15 protein-coding genes and 1 tRNA gene are annotated in these 18,751 nt (G+C 53.9%); 14 read left to right on the forward strand and 2 right to left on the reverse strand.

Annotated elements, in window-relative coordinates:
• The first annotated feature begins 12 nt into the window (after positions 1-12).
• The 11 genes from Q0824_RS11270 to Q0824_RS11320 all read left to right on the forward strand — a co-directional run bounded on the left by Q0824_RS11270 (position 13) and on the right by Q0824_RS11320 (position 10,706).
• The gene (locus tag Q0824_RS11270; protein ID WP_298450368.1) at positions 13-852 is read left to right on the forward strand and encodes a phosphatidate cytidylyltransferase; all 840 of its coding nucleotides are present in this window, start codon (positions 13-15) and stop codon (positions 850-852) included.
• A gap of 2 nt (positions 853-854) precedes the next feature.
• Positions 855-2,039 (forward strand): 1-deoxy-D-xylulose-5-phosphate reductoisomerase, encoded by a 1,185-nt coding sequence (gene ispC, locus Q0824_RS11275; protein ID WP_298450371.1) that lies wholly within the window; start codon positions 855-857, stop codon positions 2,037-2,039.
• A gap of 47 nt (positions 2,040-2,086) precedes the next feature.
• Entirely contained in the window at positions 2,087-3,436 is a 1,350-nt protein-coding gene (gene rseP, locus Q0824_RS11280) for an RIP metalloprotease RseP (RefSeq protein WP_298450373.1), read from the forward strand.
• Between the two features lie 44 nt (positions 3,437-3,480).
• Positions 3,481-5,799, forward strand: coding sequence for an outer membrane protein assembly factor BamA (gene bamA, locus Q0824_RS11285; RefSeq protein WP_298450375.1), 2,319 nt, complete (start codon positions 3,481-3,483; stop codon positions 5,797-5,799).
• Positions 5,800-5,862: 63 nt separating this feature from the next.
• Positions 5,863-6,357 carry an OmpH family outer membrane protein gene (locus Q0824_RS11290; protein ID WP_298450377.1) on the forward strand — a complete coding sequence of 165 codons (495 nt, stop codon included), beginning with the start codon at positions 5,863-5,865 and terminating at the stop codon, positions 6,355-6,357.
• A gap of 47 nt (positions 6,358-6,404) precedes the next feature.
• Entirely contained in the window at positions 6,405-7,430 is a 1,026-nt protein-coding gene (gene lpxD, locus Q0824_RS11295) for a UDP-3-O-(3-hydroxymyristoyl)glucosamine N-acyltransferase (protein WP_298450379.1), read from the forward strand.
• Between the two features lie 11 nt (positions 7,431-7,441).
• A complete protein-coding gene (gene fabZ, locus Q0824_RS11300; RefSeq protein WP_298450381.1) occupies positions 7,442-7,879 on the forward strand; it encodes a 3-hydroxyacyl-ACP dehydratase FabZ in 438 nt (145 codons plus the stop codon).
• Positions 7,879-8,670 carry an acyl-ACP--UDP-N-acetylglucosamine O-acyltransferase gene (lpxA, locus tag Q0824_RS11305; RefSeq protein WP_298450382.1) on the forward strand — a complete coding sequence of 264 codons (792 nt, stop codon included), beginning with the start codon at positions 7,879-7,881 and terminating at the stop codon, positions 8,668-8,670. Before fabZ ends, lpxA begins: the two co-directional genes overlap by 1 nt.
• Before the next feature lie 20 nt (positions 8,671-8,690).
• Complete coding sequence (lpxB, locus tag Q0824_RS11310; protein WP_298450383.1) at positions 8,691-9,872, forward strand: lipid-A-disaccharide synthase; 1,182 nt, start codon at positions 8,691-8,693, stop codon at positions 9,870-9,872.
• Complete coding sequence (gene rnhB / locus Q0824_RS11315) at positions 9,873-10,562, forward strand: ribonuclease HII (RefSeq protein ID WP_298450384.1); 690 nt, start codon at positions 9,873-9,875, stop codon at positions 10,560-10,562. It begins immediately after the preceding gene.
• A gap of 67 nt (positions 10,563-10,629) precedes the next feature.
• Positions 10,630-10,706, forward strand: a tRNA-Met gene (locus Q0824_RS11320).
• 106 nt (positions 10,707-10,812) lie between these two features.
• On the opposite strand, the gene Q0824_RS11325 is transcribed toward Q0824_RS11320, so the two are convergent.
• Positions 10,813-11,970 carry a metallophosphoesterase gene (locus tag Q0824_RS11325; protein ID WP_298450386.1) on the reverse strand — a complete coding sequence of 386 codons (1,158 nt, stop codon included), beginning with the start codon at positions 11,968-11,970 and terminating at the stop codon, positions 10,813-10,815.
• The gene (locus Q0824_RS11330) at positions 11,970-13,712 is read right to left on the reverse strand and encodes an alkaline phosphatase D family protein (RefSeq protein WP_298450387.1); all 1,743 of its coding nucleotides are present in this window, start codon (positions 13,710-13,712) and stop codon (positions 11,970-11,972) included. The genes Q0824_RS11325 and Q0824_RS11330 overlap by 1 nt, the downstream gene beginning before the upstream one ends.
• A gap of 343 nt (positions 13,713-14,055) precedes the next feature.
• Here Q0824_RS11330 and Q0824_RS11335 point away from each other — a divergent pair, with 343 nt between their 5' ends.
• From Q0824_RS11335 to Q0824_RS11345, 3 genes are read left to right on the forward strand one after another with little or no spacing between them, the layout of a single operon-like run.
• Entirely contained in the window at positions 14,056-16,764 is a 2,709-nt protein-coding gene (locus Q0824_RS11335; RefSeq protein ID WP_298450388.1) for a glycosyltransferase, read from the forward strand.
• Positions 16,765-16,777: 13 nt separating this feature from the next.
• The gene (locus Q0824_RS11340) at positions 16,778-17,884 is read left to right on the forward strand and encodes a M14 family zinc carboxypeptidase (RefSeq protein ID WP_298450390.1); all 1,107 of its coding nucleotides are present in this window, start codon (positions 16,778-16,780) and stop codon (positions 17,882-17,884) included.
• The gene (locus tag Q0824_RS11345; RefSeq protein ID WP_298450392.1) at positions 17,884-18,618 is read left to right on the forward strand and encodes an alpha/beta hydrolase; all 735 of its coding nucleotides are present in this window, start codon (positions 17,884-17,886) and stop codon (positions 18,616-18,618) included. Before Q0824_RS11340 ends, Q0824_RS11345 begins: the two co-directional genes overlap by 1 nt.
• Positions 18,619-18,751: the final 133 nt, after the last annotated feature.

Raw genomic sequence — 18,751 nt, forward strand, 5'->3', positions numbered from 1 at the left:
GCGACCTAAATTGTGCTAAAAACCCGAATTATCACCGCCCTTATTCTCGCACCCATCGCTATTGGAGGCATTTTTTTTCTGCCACCTATGGGGTTTGCTTTATTTATGGCCGCGATCATTACGCTGGGCGCTTGGGAATGGGCCAATATGTCTGGCTTCGAGCAGCAACCGCTGCGGATCGGTTATGCGGCCGTTATAGCTGCCATTCTCTACGGTCTGTTTGATGTGTCTGCCGTTCCGGTGCTTTGGCTGGCGCTTCTCTGGTGGGTTGTGTGTTTTTTACTGGTACGCAACTACCCGGCAGGTTCAGGGTGGTGGGGCAGCAGGCCTGTGCGAGCTCTCATGGGCGTACTGGTTCTTGTGCCTGCTTGGGTTGGTTTGAACCATCTTCGAGCCGCAGGCTTTCAGTTCGGCAATACAGATAACAACCTCCTGGTGATTCTGTATGTGTTCTGCGTTGTCTGGGTGGCAGATATTGGAGCTTACTTTGCAGGCCGGGCTTTCGGTAAGGCAAAGCTCGCCCCCAGAGTCAGTCCTGGCAAGTCCTGGGCCGGCGTATACGGTGGCTTGGTCGCTGTGGCTGTATTGGCTTTGGTTGCGAGCGCTCTAGCTTCCGCAAGCCTGGTTGACACCATGATGCTGGTTGCGGCAACGTTGGTAACCGGCCTGGTGTCTGTGCTTGGGGATCTTCTGGAAAGCATGCTCAAGCGCTTCAGAGGTATCAAGGACAGCAGTGCTCTGCTGCCAGGGCATGGCGGGATACTGGATCGTATTGACAGCCTCACTGCCGCCGCTCCCGTGTTTGCGCTTATTATTACGCAACTTGGCTGGCTGACAGTCGGGCACTTGTGAGTATGGTAAATCGCTCTGTTACGGTACTGGGGGCGACCGGCTCAATCGGACTTTCCACCCTCGATGTCATTCGCCGTCATCCCGAACGGTTCTCAGTGTATGGGCTTACCGCAAGCACCCACGCTGAAGAGCTTGCCGTGCTGTGCCGGGAATTCCTCCCGAAAGTAGCGGTAATGGCAGATGCCGCTGCTGCACAAAGGCTCACAGAATTACTTTCAGACCTTCCTCAAATATCAGTGTTGAGTGGTGAAGCGGGGCTTTGTGAAGTGGCTTCCGCCCCGCAAGTCTGCACCGTTATGGCTGCCATTGTTGGTGCGGCAGGCCTTGCGCCGACACTTGCCGCCGTGCGTGCAAGCAAGCGTGTGTTGCTGGCCAATAAAGAAGCATTGGTAATGTCTGGCAAACTTTTTATGGACGCCGTATCGGCTTCTGGCGCAGAGCTGTTGCCGATAGATTCCGAGCATAATGCGATCTTTCAATGCTTGCCGGCTGAAAAGGTTCGCGACCCGGAAGGTGCTGGTATTACCCGTATTCTGCTCACCGCTTCTGGTGGCCCTTTTCGGGAGACCAGCGCTCAAGACCTGCGCTCAGTGACGCCTGCTCAAGCCTGCGCTCATCCAAACTGGTCCATGGGGCAGAAAATCTCGGTTGATTCTGCCACTTTGATGAACAAAGGGCTTGAGTTGATTGAGGCATGCTGGCTGTTTAATACCACGCCAGATCGCATTGAGGTCCATGTGCACCCGGAGAGCATCATTCACTCAATGGTAGAGTACGCTGACGGCTCTGTACTGGCTCAACTTGGCAGCCCTGATATGCGCACGCCCATCGCCAATGGATTGGCTTGGCCCGAGCGTATTGATGCCGGGGTCGCGGCACTGGATCTTTTCGCTATAGGGCGGTTTCATTTTGAAAGACCGGATCTTTTGCGCTTCCCCTGCCTTCGGTTAGCCGCAGAAGCATTTGAGCAGGGAGGAACCGCGCCTGCCGTGTTGAATGCTGCGAATGAGGTGGCGGTGAGTGAGTTCCTGAAAGGGAACCTCGCATTTACGGACATTCCGGTTGTCATTGAGCGAACTCTGTCAGTAACACCAGTGGTACCTGCGGACAGTTTTGATACCATCTTCGCGAAGAACTCAGAGGCACGGCAACGGGCGCAGGAACAGATCCGCCTGTTAACGGTCTGATGTAACTTAGAGATTTTCGCCGGGTTGGCGCTTAAACCAGGAATGCTATGCAGATTATTCAAACCGTACTTGCTCTTGCGCTTACATTGGGGATACTCGTTACCCTGCACGAGTATGGCCACTTCTGGGTTGCGCGCCGCTGCGGTGTGAAAGTGCTGCGCTTCTCAGTGGGTTTTGGTAAGCCCCTGTTCTCTTGGTACGATCGCCACGGCACTGAATTCGCAATAGCTGCCATTCCGTTGGGCGGCTACGTTAAAATGCTTGATGAGCGAGAGGGGCCAGTCCCCGAAGAGCTCAGAGATCAGGCTTTTACTTCCAAGCCGCCCTCCCAGCGGATTGCCATTGCCGCTGCAGGCCCGGTTGCCAACTTTTTGTTTGCTATTTTCGCCTACTGGCTGCTTGGCGTAGTGGGTGTTACTCACGTTGCGCCGATTGTGGGCGACGTTGCCAAGGAAAGCGTTGCCAGCAATGTCGGCCTGCGGGAGGGCATGGAAATCCACGCGGTAGACGGGCATCGAGTGAGCTCCTGGCGTGATGTGAATATGCGCATTCTTGAGCGTGCTGGCGAGCAGGGAGTTATCACCCTGGATGTTTCCAGCGCTGGTGCTCAGGGAACTTTGAGTGGCGAGCTGGGTGGGTGGAGCCTTAGTGACGAAACGCCGAACCCGCTTGGTGAGTTTGGTATCACGCCTTGGCGGCCAGATGTTCCAGCCATACTTGGCCAGATCGCAGACGGTGGCCGTGCCCAGATTGCGGGCTTGCAGACCGGTGATCACGTTCTTGCTGTGAATGACGAGCCCATTGCGAACTGGTTCGAGTTGGTTGCATCGATTCGTGGTGCACCTGAGCAAACACTGGCTCTTACCATTGAACGTGCTGGTTTGGAACAGTCTGTACAGGTTACTCCGGCTGAGAAAAAGCAGGATAGTGGCGAGGTGATCGGCTTTGTAGGCGCTGGCGTTGAGGCAGTATCGTGGCCAGACAGCGTAATGCGCGACGTTCGCTACGGCCCTCTGGCTGCCATCCCCATCGCGCTGGATGAAACCTGGGCAGACACCCGCCTTACACTGGTTGCCATTAAAAAGATGGTTACAGGATTGCTCTCACCCAGTAACCTCAGTGGCCCAATTACGATTGCCCGTGTAGCTGAAGCCAGTGTCAGCTCAGGATTTGAAGACTTTATTCGATTTTTGGCTTACCTGAGCGTTAGCTTGGGAATCTTGAATCTATTGCCTGTTCCTGTGCTGGATGGTGGCCATATCGTGTATTACACCATTGAGGCAATCCGCAAAAAGCCGGTTTCGGATGCGGTCCAGGAGCTTGGATTACGAATTGGTATGGCAATGATCCTCACATTAATGGTGTTTGCTCTTTACAACGACCTGATGCGGTTGTGAGAATTGCGGGCTCCTTACGCGCATTAACCAGGCGAAATAATTGAATGAGACGTTCTCTTCTAGGCTTAGCTGTTGGCCTCGCTGTTGCCGCAACCGGCATGAAGCCAGCATTTGCAGATGAATTTACGGTTGCAGATATTGAGGTGGAAGGCTTGCAGCGAGTTTCTGCAGGTACTGTGTTTTCCGCTTTCCCCGTTAATATCGGCGAGCAGATGGACGAAGCCGAACTGGCCGATGCGATTAAATCACTGTTCCGGACAGGGTTGTTTACCGACATAGAAGCGAGTCGCGACGCCGGGATCCTCATACTTACAGTTCGGGAGCGCCCCTCGATCACGTCGATCGAGATTGAGGGCAACAAGAACATCGAAACTGGCATGCTCATGGATGCCTTGGCCGGTGCCGGACTTCAGGAAGGTCAGGTATTCCGCCGGGCAACACTGGAACGTCTGGAACTGGAAATTTTGCGCTCCTACATTGGGCAAGGGCGCTACAACGCTCGAGTCAAAGCAACGGCAGAAGTGCTTCCGCGTAATCGTGTGGCCGTCCGCCTGGATATTAACGAAGGCACAGTTGCGGCTATTCAGCACATCAACCTGGTAGGAAACCGGGAGTTCAGCGATGAGCAGTTGCGAGATTTGTTTGAACTGCGTACCAGTAGCTGGTGGAACTCCCTCACTAATTCCGACAAATATGCGCGGGAACGACTGAGCGGTGATCTGGAAACCCTGCGCTCATTCTACCTCGACCGCGGATATCTGGACTTCAGCGTTGAGTCCAGCCAGGTTTCTATCTCGCCAGACAAGCGACAGGTATTTATCGCTATTGCTCTCAATGAAGGCCCGCAATATACGATTTCTGATATAAAACTGCGCGGCGATCTCATTGTAGGTGAGGAAGAACTGCGTGAATTGATCCCGGTAGAGGCGGGCGATGTATTCTCCCGTGCCCGTATGACGGCTATTTCGGAAACGCTGTCGTTCCGATTGGGTAGAGAAGGTTATGCGTTCGCAAACGTAAATGCCGTGCCTGAGCCAGGCCCCAATAACACCGCCGCCGTTACCTTCTTTGTAGAGCCTGGCAAGCGGGCTTATGTTCGTCGCATCAATTTCAGCGGAAACGTCTCTACCCGTGACGATGTTTTGCGTCAGGAAATGACGCAAATGGAAGGCGGTATTGCCTCGTCGGATCGCATTGAGTTTTCTAAAACTCGTCTTGAGCGACTTGGTTTTTTCAAGATGGTCAATGTGGATACGGTTCCTGTGCCAGGAACCGATGACCTGGTTGATGTGAACTATTCTGTTGAAGAGCAGCCAACCGGCAGCCTTTCAGCGTCTGTGGGCTTTTCACAGGACTCTGGCATTATTCTTGGCGCCAATGTTGCCGAAAATAACTTCTTCGGCACCGGTAAGCGGGCATCGTTTGGAGTAAACGTCAGTGATGCGGTGAGAAGCGCAAATATCTCCTATATGGACCCGTACTACACTGTAGATGGCGTGAGCCGTGGATTCAGTGTGTTTGCCCGGGAGACTGATTTTGAGCAGGAGGACATCACGTCCTACCTGTTGGATGAATACGGTGGGCGTCTCACCTTTGGGTATCCGACCGATAACATTACCCGGCTGAACTTCGGGGTGGGTTATACCAACTCCAAGCTGAAAGGTGGTGTATTTACATCGAAAGATGTGACTGAATTTATTGCAGAGGAAGGCGATAGCTTTAACAACTATTTCTTATTTGGTAGTTGGCGTCGCAGCACTTTGAACCGGGGTGTTTTGCCAACCGCGGGCCACAGTCATTCCCTGTCGATTGATGTCGCCGTGCCTGGCAGTGACCTTACGTTCTACAAAGCCACCCACAGAACGGATTTCTACTATCCGGTTTCGGATAGCAATCGCTGGGTTGTGCATACAAGAACAGAAGTGGGTTACGGTAATGGATATGGTGAAGATCCAATGATGCCGTTCTATGAGCACTTCTATGCTGGTGGCTATGGTTCGGTAAGGGGCTATCAAGCGAATTCGTTGGGGCCGCGGGCCCGCCCCGCAGACAACGATTTTTCCGATCCCGATCCGTTCGGTGGTAATCTCCTCACAGAAGGATCTTTGGAGCTGATTTTCCCGACGCCATTTGCCGGTGACAGCCGTTCTATGCGCACAGCATTCTTTTTGGACGGCGGCCAGGTATTCGACCCGGACCGTGGATTCGACCCGGATCTCAAGGAATTGCGATTCTCTGTGGGCGTTGGATTTCAGTGGATTACCGCGGTAGGCCCATTGGCATTCAGTCTTGCCAAGCCGCTGAACGATAAACCGGGTGACGACACTCAGGTGTTCCAGTTCTCACTTGGCCAGACATTCTGATTCCCGGACATTCCGATTAAGCGTTACGAGAAACAAAAACGAATGATACTCAGGAGACCCAAGATGTTCAGAAACTTACTGATGTTTGCAGCAGCCATGGCGATCGCGCTGCCAGCCGTAGCAGAAACCCGCATTGGTGTTGTCGATCTTCGCCAGGCATTGTTTTCATCAAACGACGCAAAGTCTTTCAGTGAAGCTATGCAGAGAGATTTTGCTGGCGATGAAGAAAAGGTTCGCGAGACTCAGGAAGCAGCACGAAAGTTGAAAGAGCGTCTGGAAAAAGACGGTGCAATGATGAATGAGAGCGAGCGTAACAAGCTTGCGGGTGAATTTCAGGAAAGAGTCAAAGAGTTCAACTTCCTAAAACAGCGTCTTGATACTACTGTTAATCAGCGGAAGCAGGCGTTTCTTGAAGAAGCCCGCCCGGAAGTGGATGCAGCAGTAAAAGAGCTGTTGGAAGAAAACGATCTGGATCTGATTCTGCCAAGCGAAGCTGTTGTTTATGTGAAGCCGGAAATGAACCTGACCCCACAGCTTCTGGAAAAGCTGAACCGTTAATTCTTGCTGGAGAGCCCAAGGGCTCACAGGCGTGTTTGGAGCGCGAGATGACAGAAAAGTCTTACCGGCTTGGAGCGATAGCAGAAGCCGTGGGAGCGGAGCTGCGAGGCGATCCTGACATTCAGGTGTTCGGCATTGCAACTCTTCAGGCTGCTGGCCCGAACCAGCTCAGTTTTCTGGCAAATCCCGCCTATGCAAAACACCTGGCAAATACGCAGGCGGCGGCGGTTATCCTGTCGCCTGCAGCTGCGGATAATTGCCCGACCAATGTCCTGGTACTTGATAATCCCTATCTGGGTTATGCTCGGCTCAGCCACTGGTTTGATCCCGCACCCATTGCACCGCCGGGCATTCATCCTGCAGCAGTGGTTGATCCCAGTGCAGCCGTTGCCGCCAGTGCCAGTATTGGCGCCAATGCCGTTGTTGAGGCGGGCGTAGTTATTGGCGAAGCGGTTGTCGTCGGAGCGGGCAGTGTGATTGGTGCGCGCACAAGTATTGGGGATGGCTCTATCATCAGGCCCCGGGTGACTTTAGCCCACGATGTGGTGATTGGGCAGCGTTGTCATATTCTCAGCGGCGCAGTGATAGGCTCTGACGGATTTGGCTTCGCAAACGAAAAAGGCCAATGGCATAGAATTGCGCAGCTAGGTCGCGTTGTTCTTGGTGACGATGTTGAGGTCGGCGCAAACACGACTATTGATCGCGGTGCTCTGGATGACACAGTTATCGGCAATGGTGTAAAGCTTGATAACCTGATTCAGATTGCCCACAACGTGCGCATTGGTGATCATTGCGCAATGGCTTCAATGGTAGGCATTGCGGGCAGCACAAAGATTGGCAGCCACTGTGTATTTGGCGGAGCTGCCGGAGTAGCCGGCCACTTGGAAATCACTAGCCAGGTGCATCTTACTGGCATGACCATGGTAACCGGAGATATCCCGGAGCCGGGAGTCTATTCTTCGGGAACCAGTGCAGATACTAATCGGCAATGGCGCAAGAATGCCGTGCGATTCCGCCAACTGGATACTTTGGCACGGCGCGTCAAAGAGCTGGAAAAGAAAACAGAAGGCTGAGGCCGATCATAATGATGCATATTGATGAAATACTGGAACACCTGCCACACCGCTATCCGTTTTTGTTAGTGGATCGGGTGACCGAGATCGAAAAGTCCAAATCGATTAAAGGTTATAAAAATATCTCCTACAACGAGCCGTTCTTTAACGGTCACTTTCCCGGCAACCCGATAATGCCTGGAGTGCTGATTATCGAAGCCATGGCGCAGCTGTCGGGCATTCTCGGTTTTGTGACGGTGGGGCGGAAGCCTTCAGATGGACTGGTGCAATACCTGGCAGGCACCAGTAAGACGCGATTCAAGCGCCCCGTGTTACCCGGAGACCGGCTGTGTATGGAGTCGGAAATTATCTCGGAAAAACGCGGTATCTGGAAATTTGATTGTCGCGCACTGGTCGATGGTGAAGTCGTCTGTGTGGCAGAGATACTGACCGCTGAGAGAGAAGTTTAATGGCGACGAATGACTGGTCGGGCGTTCATCCCCAAGCGATAGTAGATCCTTCAGCCAAACTCGCGGATAACGTAACGGTTGGACCCTGGAGCTACATTGGCCCGAACGTGGAAATTGGTGAAGGCACGGAAATCTTTTCCCATGTGGTTGTGAAAGGGCCAACGATTATTGGCAAAAATAATCGCATTTTTCAGTTCTCCAGCATTGGAGAAGAGTGTCAGGATAAAAAATACGCGGGTGAACCAACCACTCTGATTATTGGGGACTATAATACGATCCGCGAGAACTGCACCATTCACCGCGGCACAATTCAGGACCAAGGTGAGACCCGTATCGGCAGCAACAACCTGCTTATGGCCTATGTGCATGTGGCCCATGACTGCGTTATTGGCAGCGACATTATACTTGCTAACTGTGCAACCTTGGCAGGCCATGTGACGGTTGGTGACCATGCCATTCTGGGCGGTGGCACCATGGTGCACCAATTCTGCCACATTGGGCCCCATAGCATGGCGGCTGGCGGCAGTATTGTACTCAAGGATATCCCGGCTTACGTTATGGCTGCCGGCCAGTCGGCGGAGCCCCACGGCATGAACGTTGAAGGCCTCAAGCGACGCGGATTCGACAAAGAAGTGTTGATGACCCTGCGCCGGGCTTACAAGGTTATATACCGCCAAGGCCTGACGACGGAGCAGGCAGTGGAGAAGCTGGAAGAAGAATACTCAGGCACACCAGAAGTGCGGGTGCTTATTGACTCTCTGCGCGGCGCTCATCGCGGCATTATCCGCTAAGCTGGCAGGAGCCTTGTTTGATGGAGCATCCCCAGGCCGCGGTTGTCAGTGACCGCAGCATAACCTTTGGAATTATCGCAGGTGAGGCGTCTGGGGACATTCTGGGCGCTGGATTGATCCGATCACTTCGCAAACGCTACCCCAACGCACGCTTTGTGGGCATCGGTGGCGATGAAATGATTGCGGAGGGGTTCCACTCCCTGATTCCCATGGAGCGGCTCTCTATTATGGGGCTGGTAGAAGTGCTTGGGCGCATTCGGGAACTCTTTCGGATTCGTGCTCGCCTTCTGAGTTATTTTTTTGCCACACCACCCGACGTGGTGATCGGTATTGATTCCCCGGATTTTACCCTGGCCATCGAGCGACGCTGCCGAGAGGCGGGTATTCCCTCTGTTCATTACGTCAGTCCTTCGGTTTGGGCTTGGCGGCAGAACCGTATTTTCAAAATCGCCAAGTCGGTAGATCTTATGCTCACCTTGTTGCCGTTTGAGGCCAGGTTCTATGAAGAGCATCAGGTGCCCGTTGCCTTTGTAGGGCATCCACTTGCAGATCGCATTCCACTGGTGCCTGAAACAGGGAAAGCCCGCCAGGATCTTGGGCTTGATGAGAGCGCACCTTTACTGGCAGTTTTGCCGGGTAGTCGGGCTGGCGAAGTTGAGCGGTTAGGCACTTTGTTTCTGGAAGCTGCGCGCTGGATTCAAACCAAACGGCCGGATGTGCAGCTGGTGATCCCTTGTGTGAACCGTGAAAGGGAGCAACAGGTTCGCGATCTTATCGAAGCACTCGATGTAAAACTTCAGGTTACTATCGTACGAGGACGTTCCCGGGAAGTGATGGCAGCATCCGACGTTGTGTTGCTTGCGTCTGGAACGGCGACCCTTGAGGCCATGCTGCTGAAAAAGCCTATGGTTGTGGGGTATCGTTTGAGTAACGTCAGTTGGGCAGTGATTTCCCGCTTGGTGAAGGTGCCTCATGTGGCGCTGCCGAACCTGTTGGCAAAGCAATCTCTAGTCCCTGAGCTGTTGCAGGATGACGCGACACCGGAATCACTTGGCACTGCGGTGTTGGAGCGAATGGAAAACCAGCAAGAACGCGATCGGCTGGTGCATGCATTTACTGAGCTACACCACACCTTGAAGCAAGATGCTGACGAGAAAGCTGCCAGTGCAATCTCCATACTCGTTGAAGAAAGGGCCGGTTAGATGGCGCGAGCACCTGCATTACCTCCGTTCAAGTGCGCGTATCAGGGCCGGCTATTGGCTGGTGTGGATGAGGTAGGGCGCGGGCCTCTCATTGGTGCCGTCGTGACTGCTGCAGTCATTCTGAATCCTGATCGGCCCATCGCTGGGCTGGCAGACTCAAAAAAGCTCACCGAAAAAAAGCGTAATGCCCTTTACGAAGAAATCATTGAGCATGCGAGTGCCTGGAGCCTGGGCCGTTGCGAGGCCCATGAGATCGACCAGATCAACATCTACCAAGCCACCATGATCGCCATGGAACGTGCTGTGGCTGGCTTAGGTGTTGCGCCGGAATACGTGCTGGTGGATGGAAACAAATGCCCGAAGTGGCATTGGCCCTCTGAGCCGGTGGTAAAAGGGGATAGTCGGGTAGAGGCCATCAGCGCCGCATCCATACTCGCTAAAGTGACCCGGGACAGGGAAATGGAAGCACTGGAGCAGAAGTACCCCGGTTATGGCCTTGCCAAGCACAAAGGGTATCCTACGCCCGTGCACATGGAAGCCCTGTTCCGGCTTGGAGTAACGCCAGAACATCGGAAGTCGTTCCGGCCAGTTCAGGAAGCGATGGAGCAGGTCGGATTTTTCAAGAATTCAGTGGCGTCGGATACAGAAAATATCCACTATCCAACAGACCTATTTGAAAACAGTAATTGACAACGTGCTCACAACTCCTTAATATACGCGCACGTTGATCGAGGCGACTCGGCAACAACCAGTTTGATGCGGGGTGGAGCAGTCTGGTAGCTCGTCGGGCTCATAACCCGAAGGTCGTAGGTTCGAATCCTGCCCCCGCTACCATATTAAAAGGCAAATCAGTAAGTTACTGATTTGCCTTTTTTGCTTTTTGAACCTCGAAATTCCTCTGTGTCCGCAACCCTGAGTTTCTCAGCGGGCATAAAGGCCGTCAGGCCAGCTCCGGCTCCGGAGCCAGAACCTCGGTGGTTACCGGTTTTGTGGTTTCCCGAGCGAATCCGACACGGTAATCCCCGGTATCAGGGTCCACAACGTAGAATTCAACCTTCATGGTGGATTTGGTCAGTTCAATCCGGACAAACCCCAGCATTTCTTCCCTCTGATAGAACGTGGGGTTCCTCTCAGGTTCTTTCAGGGTGTCGGTTTTGCCGCCGGCTCCTGAAACGATGATGTGTGCAGGCCCGAACTCCGGTACCGGCTTGATCCACTGCATTGAATGATCGTGGCCGGTGAACAGCATGTCGACCTTATGGGCGAAGGCGTCTTCCAGAAACGTCTTATATCTCAGCCCATCCGCATCCGGGTTGTTGAATAGAATCCTTGTGCCCTCGTCGAGATTTCCGGCATTGCCATGTTTGCCGTTGGATTTGTAGGGAACGTGAGACATGGCGATCTTCCAGTGAGCTTGCGAGGATTCTACTGTCTCCTTCATCCACATCTGTTGTGGGTAGCCGTAGTTCTGCCAATTGAAATTTTCATCCCTGTCGATGTAAAAGCTCGTCAAGGGGTTGGAGTCCACAACAAATAGCTCCAGGAATGGGGCACCGCTAGTTTGATTTCCAAATATCTCGTTATAGAAGCGGGCCGGCATGTTCCACTTATTGGAGTACCGGTTGGTGCTGTAGTGGTAGTCAACTTGATAATCACCGCGCTTATTGTCGCTGCCACCACCAAAAATTGTGCTGGCGCAGTCGTGGTTTCCGAGGCACATGTAGAACGGCAGATCTAGGTTCTGGTAGGGGTATTCAAAGCTATCCAGGAATCGAGGGTCATCAACCGATGTCACGCCTTCCTCGTAGATGTTGTCTCCGGCGCCGAGTATAAATTGCGCGCCTTGAGCCTTGGCCACCTTTTCCATGGCTGCCGCCACGTGGTATTGCCCTTGTGTGCCTGTCCCTGTGTCCCCCACAACCAAAAACTGAAGTTTCTCGGTTGGCGTACCATCCTGGCCTCCCGGTAACTCGGGGGAGGTGTTACCTCCTCCATTCGTGTTGTTGCTATCACTGCTGCCACCACAGGCGGTCAGTGTCGGGATCGTTGCGGCCCCAACCAGGAAATTTTTCAAAAACTTTCTGCGATCAACGCTCATCAGAGGATCTCCTTGGTCTGTGAGGCGGCGGGTGCGAGGGCCGGGGCGTGCAGCTTAGGTGCGCTGGGAGCATTCGCGCGCTCCACGTGATTGCCGCCGTCTTTCGTCAGGTAGGAGCGGGCGAAGTGCTCCTGGTTGCTTGGCTCAGACACCGTTTCGAGGTGGAACCAGTCGGCTTTGCAGCGCTCAGGGGTTACGTCCAGGACCATATAGCCGCGGTGGTAAAGGTCGACCCACTTAAGATGTCGGTTCAGAGGAATCAGGGCGGCGGCCGCAAGGTCTGACAGACCTTTAGTGGGAGCTGCCGGCGAGGTGACTGCGGGTGTGACAAACTCGACCGCCAACGAGCCCTCGCCAGTAAACCGGTTGTAAGACAATAGATTGCCGGGGTCCATAGCAACATCCATGGCCCAAGAACTGTGGATGTCCCCGGTAAGTACAACGGCGTTGTTAAGCCCCATGGCTTCCAAGCGTCCTAGCAGGTTTTTCCGGCTGACTTCATACCCATCCCACTGGTCGTAGTTGAGCTGGGCACCGCCGCCAATATGCCAGTTGGGATTGTCTGGCAGTGTTCCTAGCGTGAGGGGAGAGAGCATGACTTGTTGACCGATTACGTGCCAACTAGCGCCCCGGCTGTGGGAAGTTTGGAGTTGGTTAAATAGCCATTTTTCCTGTTCATGGCCAAGAAGTTGCCTGTCAGGATCTCGGGCTTGTGATGGTATGGATACCTGTTCATTGCGTCCGATCAGGCGGGTGTCCAGCATCATCAGCGAGAGTAGTTGTCCGAACTCGAAGTGGCGATAGATGCGGATCTCGTTGTCGGGGTCCACGCGACGAATAGGCATCCATTCGAAGTAGGCTTTGACCGCCGCTCTTTTGCGTTCCAGATAGTCGCCTTCACCCTTTTCTGGGTTATGGTTCTCGGCGCCGCCTTGCCATGAGTCGTTAGTGATCTCGTGGTCGTCCCAGACGCAAATAAACGGGTGTTGCCTGTGGCACTCCTGCAGATCTCCGTCAGTGCGATAACACGCGTAGCGACGGCGATAGTCCTCAAGAGAGACAATCTCGTGGGGTGGGTCGACCGGTCGCTCTTCTGTCAGGTTCTTGTCGGAGTACTCACCTTGAGCGTACTCGTAGATGTAGTCGCCCAAATGGATGACCGCGTCAAGGTCTGGGCGATAGGCGACTCTTCGGTAGGCATTAAAGTAGCCGTAAGGGTAGTTGGAGCAGGAAACGACAGCCAGTCGCAGGTGATCCATCTGCTCACTGGGTGCCGGCGTGGTTCGAGTGCGGCCCACCGTCGACAGGTGCCCTAGCGACTCGAAACGGTAGTAATAGGTCGTTCCTGCCCGTGGAAGGTGGGCGTCAATTTTTACCGTGTAATCCGAGCTGGATCGGGCGTAGCCGATTCCTTCATAAACCAGTGCGCTGAAGTCGGGCGTTTCCGAGACTTCCGCAATAACAGGGATCTCATCCAGGCCTTCTGCCGTAATCCGAGTCCAGAGAATGACCTGATAGGCCAGAGGGTCACCACTGGCAACGCCATGAATAAACGGGGTTGGGCCGTTGTAGTCAGGCATGTGGTCTCGAATGTTGTCCAGGGTATTGCCTGGAGGCTGGCTGGTGTTATTCGATGCGTTGGTGTCCGGGATGGATCCGCTTGATCCGCCACCACACGCAGACAGCAACCCGAGCGAGAGCCCTGCTGCGCTTGCCTGAGTGATAAAGTCTCTTCGTTTCATGGAGTGTCTCCCCCTTGGAATCAATGCAGCGGGGCACTCTATAGTCAGATTGTTAACGCGTGGTTACCGTTTTAATACGGAACCCCTGAATGAGTTGGGTTAGCAATCGAAAAGGCCTAGAGCTAGCGATCAAGCAGTTCAAGGCTTGGTTTGTCATGCATCTGTAGGAATGCTGACACATGGGCTTCATGTGGTTCCGTTATGTTTAGGTTGCGGCTGCAAAGCGAAGCCTTCTGCTTCAGATCACCAATTTGCATTCCATTCTTACAGTGCCATACACCCGGGCGAGAGGAGTCAGTCAGGCAACGGGGCGGGATCAACACTCAAGCGAGGTGGATTAAGTATGTCAGTTCGATTGCATGGCAGCGGCGAGCCCGGTTTTCGTCGGGGTCTGAGAAACGAATTTGATAGCTTCATGGCGCATCAGGCACAGCGCTTCGATTCCGAGAATTGCCTGCGCATCGATTTTCACTGTCACGACCATAATAGCGACGTGCCCGATGAACTCTGGGGCCGGATATTGCGGCTGCCGGAAACGTGGCTGAAAACCAAAAAACTGGTGAAGGTTCTGAAGCAGAACGGCTGCTCTGTGATTACGGTTACTAATCACAATAATGCCCGAACGTGTTGGGAGCTTCAGGACCAAGGCGTTGATGTTTTGGTTGGGTGCGAATTTACCTGTTTCTTCCCGGAGTACGACTTATTCGTTCACGTGCTCGCCTATGGTTTTACCCGGGAACAGGAATCGGTTCTCAATGAGAAGCGCCAGAATATTTATGAGTTCCTTCGCTATGCAGCTCTTTATGACATACCGGTGATTTTGCCGCACCCGCTTTATCTGTATAGCCGTAATGACCGGATTGATTTGTGCTTGTTCGAAAAGCTCGCTGTTATGTTCTGGCGCTTCGAGGTGCTGAATGGTCAGCGGGATTTGTGGCAGAGCGTTTTGACACTGAACTGGGCGCAGAGCCTGACACCGGATCGCATTCGCATGTATGCACGTAAGCACAACTTGAACCCAGCCGAGTTCGGTGTAGACCCTGATCTGCCGAAAGTGTTAACGGGCGGCTCCGACGATCACTCCGGTCTTTTTACCGGGCTTTGCGGCTCGCAGCTTTACGTGCCAGATCTTCAAAAACGCCTTAAAACCGAAGCAGCCTCAGATCTTGCCTTGGAAGCACTGCGCAATGGTCAGGTTGCGCCGTTTGGAACGGTCGGCGAGAACCAGAAACTCAACATTGCTCTGCTGGACTATTTTTCCCAAGTAGCGACTAAGCTCAAGGATCCTGGGTTGTTACGCATCCTGCTTCATCGGGGGTCAACGTGGGACAAGGCGGGCTGTTTTATCTCTGCCAACCTGTTTCTGGAAATGCAAAAGCACAAGAAAACCATGAAATTCTTCTCATTTATTCACGACGCGCTCCAGGGCAAAAAGCCCGCGCGCTTTTTGAGGTGGCAGGCGGCGAAAGATTATAAATTCTGCGTAGCCCAACTGGAGAAGATTGCCGATGCCAAGCGCAACCGACCTGAAGAGTTCGTTGATACCGTAAATGACAGCATCGGCGAGCTGTTCAACCATCTGAACAGGCTCATCGCAACGCGGATTCACAAAGCGCTGAATAAGCATCAGGGGCTCAGTTTAAAGGAAATCTCCACTGAAGAGCTCACCCGCCAACTTGAGATTCCGAGTCAACTAACATCCTTGTTTCTAGGTGATGGTAAACGCCAGGACAATATGAGTAACGTTAACCTGGCCGAGGCGTTGGATAGCCTGTCTTTCCCAATGCTGGTCAGCATCGTATTGGCAGGGTCGACTTTGGTCTCCACCCGTGTGCTTTATCAGAACCGTGACCTCCTGAACCGGTTTGCCCGGGAACTTGGTAGAAATGAGCATTCCCGGCGAGCACTGCATCTCACTGATACTCTGTTCGACAAGAACGGAGTATCGACTTCGCTGAGCGGTAAACTGCAGGAAATCAAGCGCACGAACCTCCCGATCGATTATCTGATCTGCCACCCGCTAGCAGTGCCTGAGCCGCATCTGCATGTCGTGCAGCCTATTGCTGATATTGACCTGCGCCCCTTTGGTGAGCAAACCCTGCAGGTTCCGGATGTAATGGAAATTGCTCGAATTTTCTATGAAGGGGGCTACGATCGTATTGTCTGTTCTACTGAAGGGCCGATGGCACTTGTTGGCCTGTTCCTGCAACAGATGTTCAATGTGCCCAGCTACTTTTTCATGCACACGGACTGGGTCGACTTCATTGCTCACACCACCAGCCTGAACCAATACGAACGAGACCGGATTCGTCGCCTGATGCGTGCGCTTTATAGCCGGTTTGACGGCATCTTTGTGCTTAATCGTGAACACAAGGAATGGCTGACCGGCTATGAAATGCAGATGCCGGCAGAAAAAGTGTTCCTCACCGCCCATCACACTTCCCCGCGAGACCTTACAGTTCAACCAGTGCACAAGTCGGACTTGATTCCCGGCGCGAACGATAAAACGCCTGTGCTGCTTATTGCGTGTCGGCTGAGTCGTGAGAAAGGCATCTTTGATCTGCCGGAGATTGTATCGGAAGCGCGCTTACTGGTGCCGCATCTCAAAATCGTGATTGCCGGGTCCGGTCCTGCCAGCGCAGAGCTGCAAAGAGCAATGCCTGATGCGATCTTTATGGGCTGGCAAACCCGAGAGCAACTGGCGTCGCTGTATCTGGGATTGGATCTGTTTGTATTTCCCTCACGCTTCGATACGTTCGGCAATGTTGTGCTTGAGGCTTTGGCCCATGGTATGCCAGCAGTGGCCTATAGCTGCAAAGGGCCAAAAGACGTCATTGAGCACGAACAGAGTGGATACCTGGTTGAAGATATCGACGGCATGGTTGCGGCGATCGCGGATTTCTTCAACGAGCCGGAAGTTCGGGCTGGTATGGCTGAAAATGCCCGCAAACGAGCAGGCCGATTCCAGGCGGAGCCTATCATGAGGCAGTTTCTTTCGGATCTGGGGCTTGAATATCCAGAACGGGCATACGCTCAAGCCTCGGTGGCCTAGATAAGGTGAAGCCATGACTGAACTTTGCGACCTCACCCACGTCAAGGTGGTGCCGGAACAACAGAGCCAGCGTGATGGACAGCAGCGGCAGCAGTTGCGCCGACGATTACCTGAACTTATTGAGTTGGAGCGTATCCTCGCTGAATCACCGGAGCAGTTTTCAGTTCGGGTGAGTGCGAGCATTCCGGTGGACTCGTTTGAGCTGCCAATTTACCGTGTCGATATCGGCGATGCGCCAGCGGACCGTCCTGCATTGCTGTTACTGGGTGGCGTGCACGGGTTGGAACGCATTGGCACCCAGGTGGTTATGGCCTGGCTGGAAAACCTGGCCAACAGGCTACGCTGGGATGAGCATCTGGCTGAACTTCTGCAGCAGGTACGGTTGGTGGTTGTGCCCATGCTCAATCCCGGCGGTATGTATCTGAGCCGGCGCAGCAATCCTGCCGGTGTGGATCTTATGCGTAATGCGCCCATTTCGGCCCAGAGCCCGAGTACCTTTTTGGTGGGCGGGCAGCGACTATCACCGTTGCTGCCATGGTACAGAGGCAAGCTCGACCAGGGGATGGAGCCTGAGAACCTGGCTTTGCAGAGTATTATCGAAGAGGTGTTGCCCGGCCGGCCATTCAGCGTGTCGCTCGATTGCCACTCAGGCTTCGGCTGGCGTGACCAGATCTGGTTTCCCTACGCCTACCGGCGCCGTCCAATGCGTAACATCTCGTCTGTTATGGCGCTGAAGCTGCTTTGGGAACAGGCCTACCCCCATCACGACTATCAGTTCGAGCCGCAATCGGAGCATTACGTTACCCATGGTGATTTGTGGGACTACTTTTATAAACGCCATAATCGTGAGGCTAGCGCCCCTTGGCTTCCGCTGACGCTTGAGATGGGCTCGTGGCGCTGGTTGCGTAAGCGTCCCCGCCAGTTGTTCAGTCGGGAAGGGCTATTCAATCCTCTGGTGACTCATCGTCATCACCGGGTTCTTCGTAGCCATATGCTTTTGTTTGATTTCCTGCTCAATGCTAGTGCGAGTTACGACAACTGGCTGCCCACCCCGTCTGAAGGCGAGTGGCTGCGCGCCGCTGCCAGAGCACACTGGTACAGTAAGGGCGAGAACCTGTAATGGATTGGTTGTTAATTCGAGGGTTGGCAAGGGAAAGTGGTCACTGGGGCGACTGGCCTGACCAGCTTCGACGGGCACGCCCGGAGGATAGATTCCATACAGTTGACCTACCTGGCACCGGGCTAGCTCGGGATTTTCGCTCGCCCACCTCCATTGCGGAGGCTCGCCAGTTCGCTGATCGGGCGACTCGCCGGCTGCCACGTCCGCTAGGGCTGATTGGACTGTCTCTCGGAGGTATGGTGGCACTGGATTGGGCGCTCAATCGGCCTGAAGATTGCGCGAGTCTGGTGCTGATTTCCTCCAGCTCCAGACTTTGCTCTCCTTGGCGGCGAATGCGCCCCGCTCAATGGGTGCCTGTTATGCGTATGCTGACACAAGCCGACAGTGATGCGCGGGAACGCGCCATTCTGGCCCTTACGAGTAATCGCCCCATTCGTGGTGAGGTTGCACAGCAATGGCAGGCGATTCAGCGTGAGCGCCCGTTGCGGAGGGGCGACGTAATTCGCCAACTCTATGCAGCCTCCCGTTATAAACCACCACAAAAGCTTCCAGGCATGCCAACCCTTGTGTTGGCCAGCTATCGCGATCGCCTGACAGATTGGCGTTGCAGTCGTGATCTGGCTAAGTCGCTTGGGTGCCCCTTGGAGCTGCACTCTAGTGCTGGGCATGACCTGCCACTGGATGACTCCTCGTGGCTGATCGAGCAATTGAATACTTACTTTCCAGTCGATTAATCCGTTCAGGCGGGCACTGACTGAACTGTCATCGCTTCATCGTAAATTCTTCATCTGGTTGTAAAACTCAGGCTTCAATCTCGGTGTATATCGGCCTGCTGTAGGTCAGCGGTCTGCGAATCCGCCAGAGGAA

This window comes from uncultured Marinobacter sp., assembly GCF_947488835.1.
Classification (GTDB): Bacteria; Pseudomonadota; Gammaproteobacteria; order Pseudomonadales; family Oleiphilaceae; genus Marinobacter.

Bases quoted from the DNA above. Each gene is read 5' to 3' on its own strand.
- ispC (WP_298450371.1), top strand. From the start codon at position 855: ATGGTAAATCGCTCTGTTACGGTACTGGGGGCGACCGGCTCAATCGGA.
- rseP (WP_298450373.1), top strand. From the start codon at position 2,087: ATGCAGATTATTCAAACCGTACTTGCTCTTGCGCTTACATTGGGGATA.
- bamA (WP_298450375.1), top strand. From the start codon at position 3,481: ATGAGACGTTCTCTTCTAGGCTTAGCTGTTGGCCTCGCTGTTGCCGCA.
- Q0824_RS11290 (WP_298450377.1), top strand. From the start codon at position 5,863: ATGTTCAGAAACTTACTGATGTTTGCAGCAGCCATGGCGATCGCGCTG.
- lpxD (WP_298450379.1), top strand. From the start codon at position 6,405: ATGACAGAAAAGTCTTACCGGCTTGGAGCGATAGCAGAAGCCGTGGGA.
- fabZ (WP_298450381.1), top strand. From the start codon at position 7,442: ATGATGCATATTGATGAAATACTGGAACACCTGCCACACCGCTATCCG.
- lpxA (WP_298450382.1), top strand. From the start codon at position 7,879: ATGGCGACGAATGACTGGTCGGGCGTTCATCCCCAAGCGATAGTAGAT.
- lpxB (WP_298450383.1), top strand. From the start codon at position 8,691: ATGGAGCATCCCCAGGCCGCGGTTGTCAGTGACCGCAGCATAACCTTT.
- rnhB (WP_298450384.1), top strand. From the start codon at position 9,873: ATGGCGCGAGCACCTGCATTACCTCCGTTCAAGTGCGCGTATCAGGGC.
- Q0824_RS11325 (WP_298450386.1), bottom strand. From the start codon at position 11,970: ATGAGCGTTGATCGCAGAAAGTTTTTGAAAAATTTCCTGGTTGGGGCC.
- Q0824_RS11330 (WP_298450387.1), bottom strand. From the start codon at position 13,712: ATGAAACGAAGAGACTTTATCACTCAGGCAAGCGCAGCAGGGCTCTCG.
- Q0824_RS11335 (WP_298450388.1), top strand. From the start codon at position 14,056: ATGTCAGTTCGATTGCATGGCAGCGGCGAGCCCGGTTTTCGTCGGGGT.
- Q0824_RS11340 (WP_298450390.1), top strand. From the start codon at position 16,778: ATGACTGAACTTTGCGACCTCACCCACGTCAAGGTGGTGCCGGAACAA.
- Q0824_RS11345 (WP_298450392.1), top strand. From the start codon at position 17,884: ATGGATTGGTTGTTAATTCGAGGGTTGGCAAGGGAAAGTGGTCACTGG.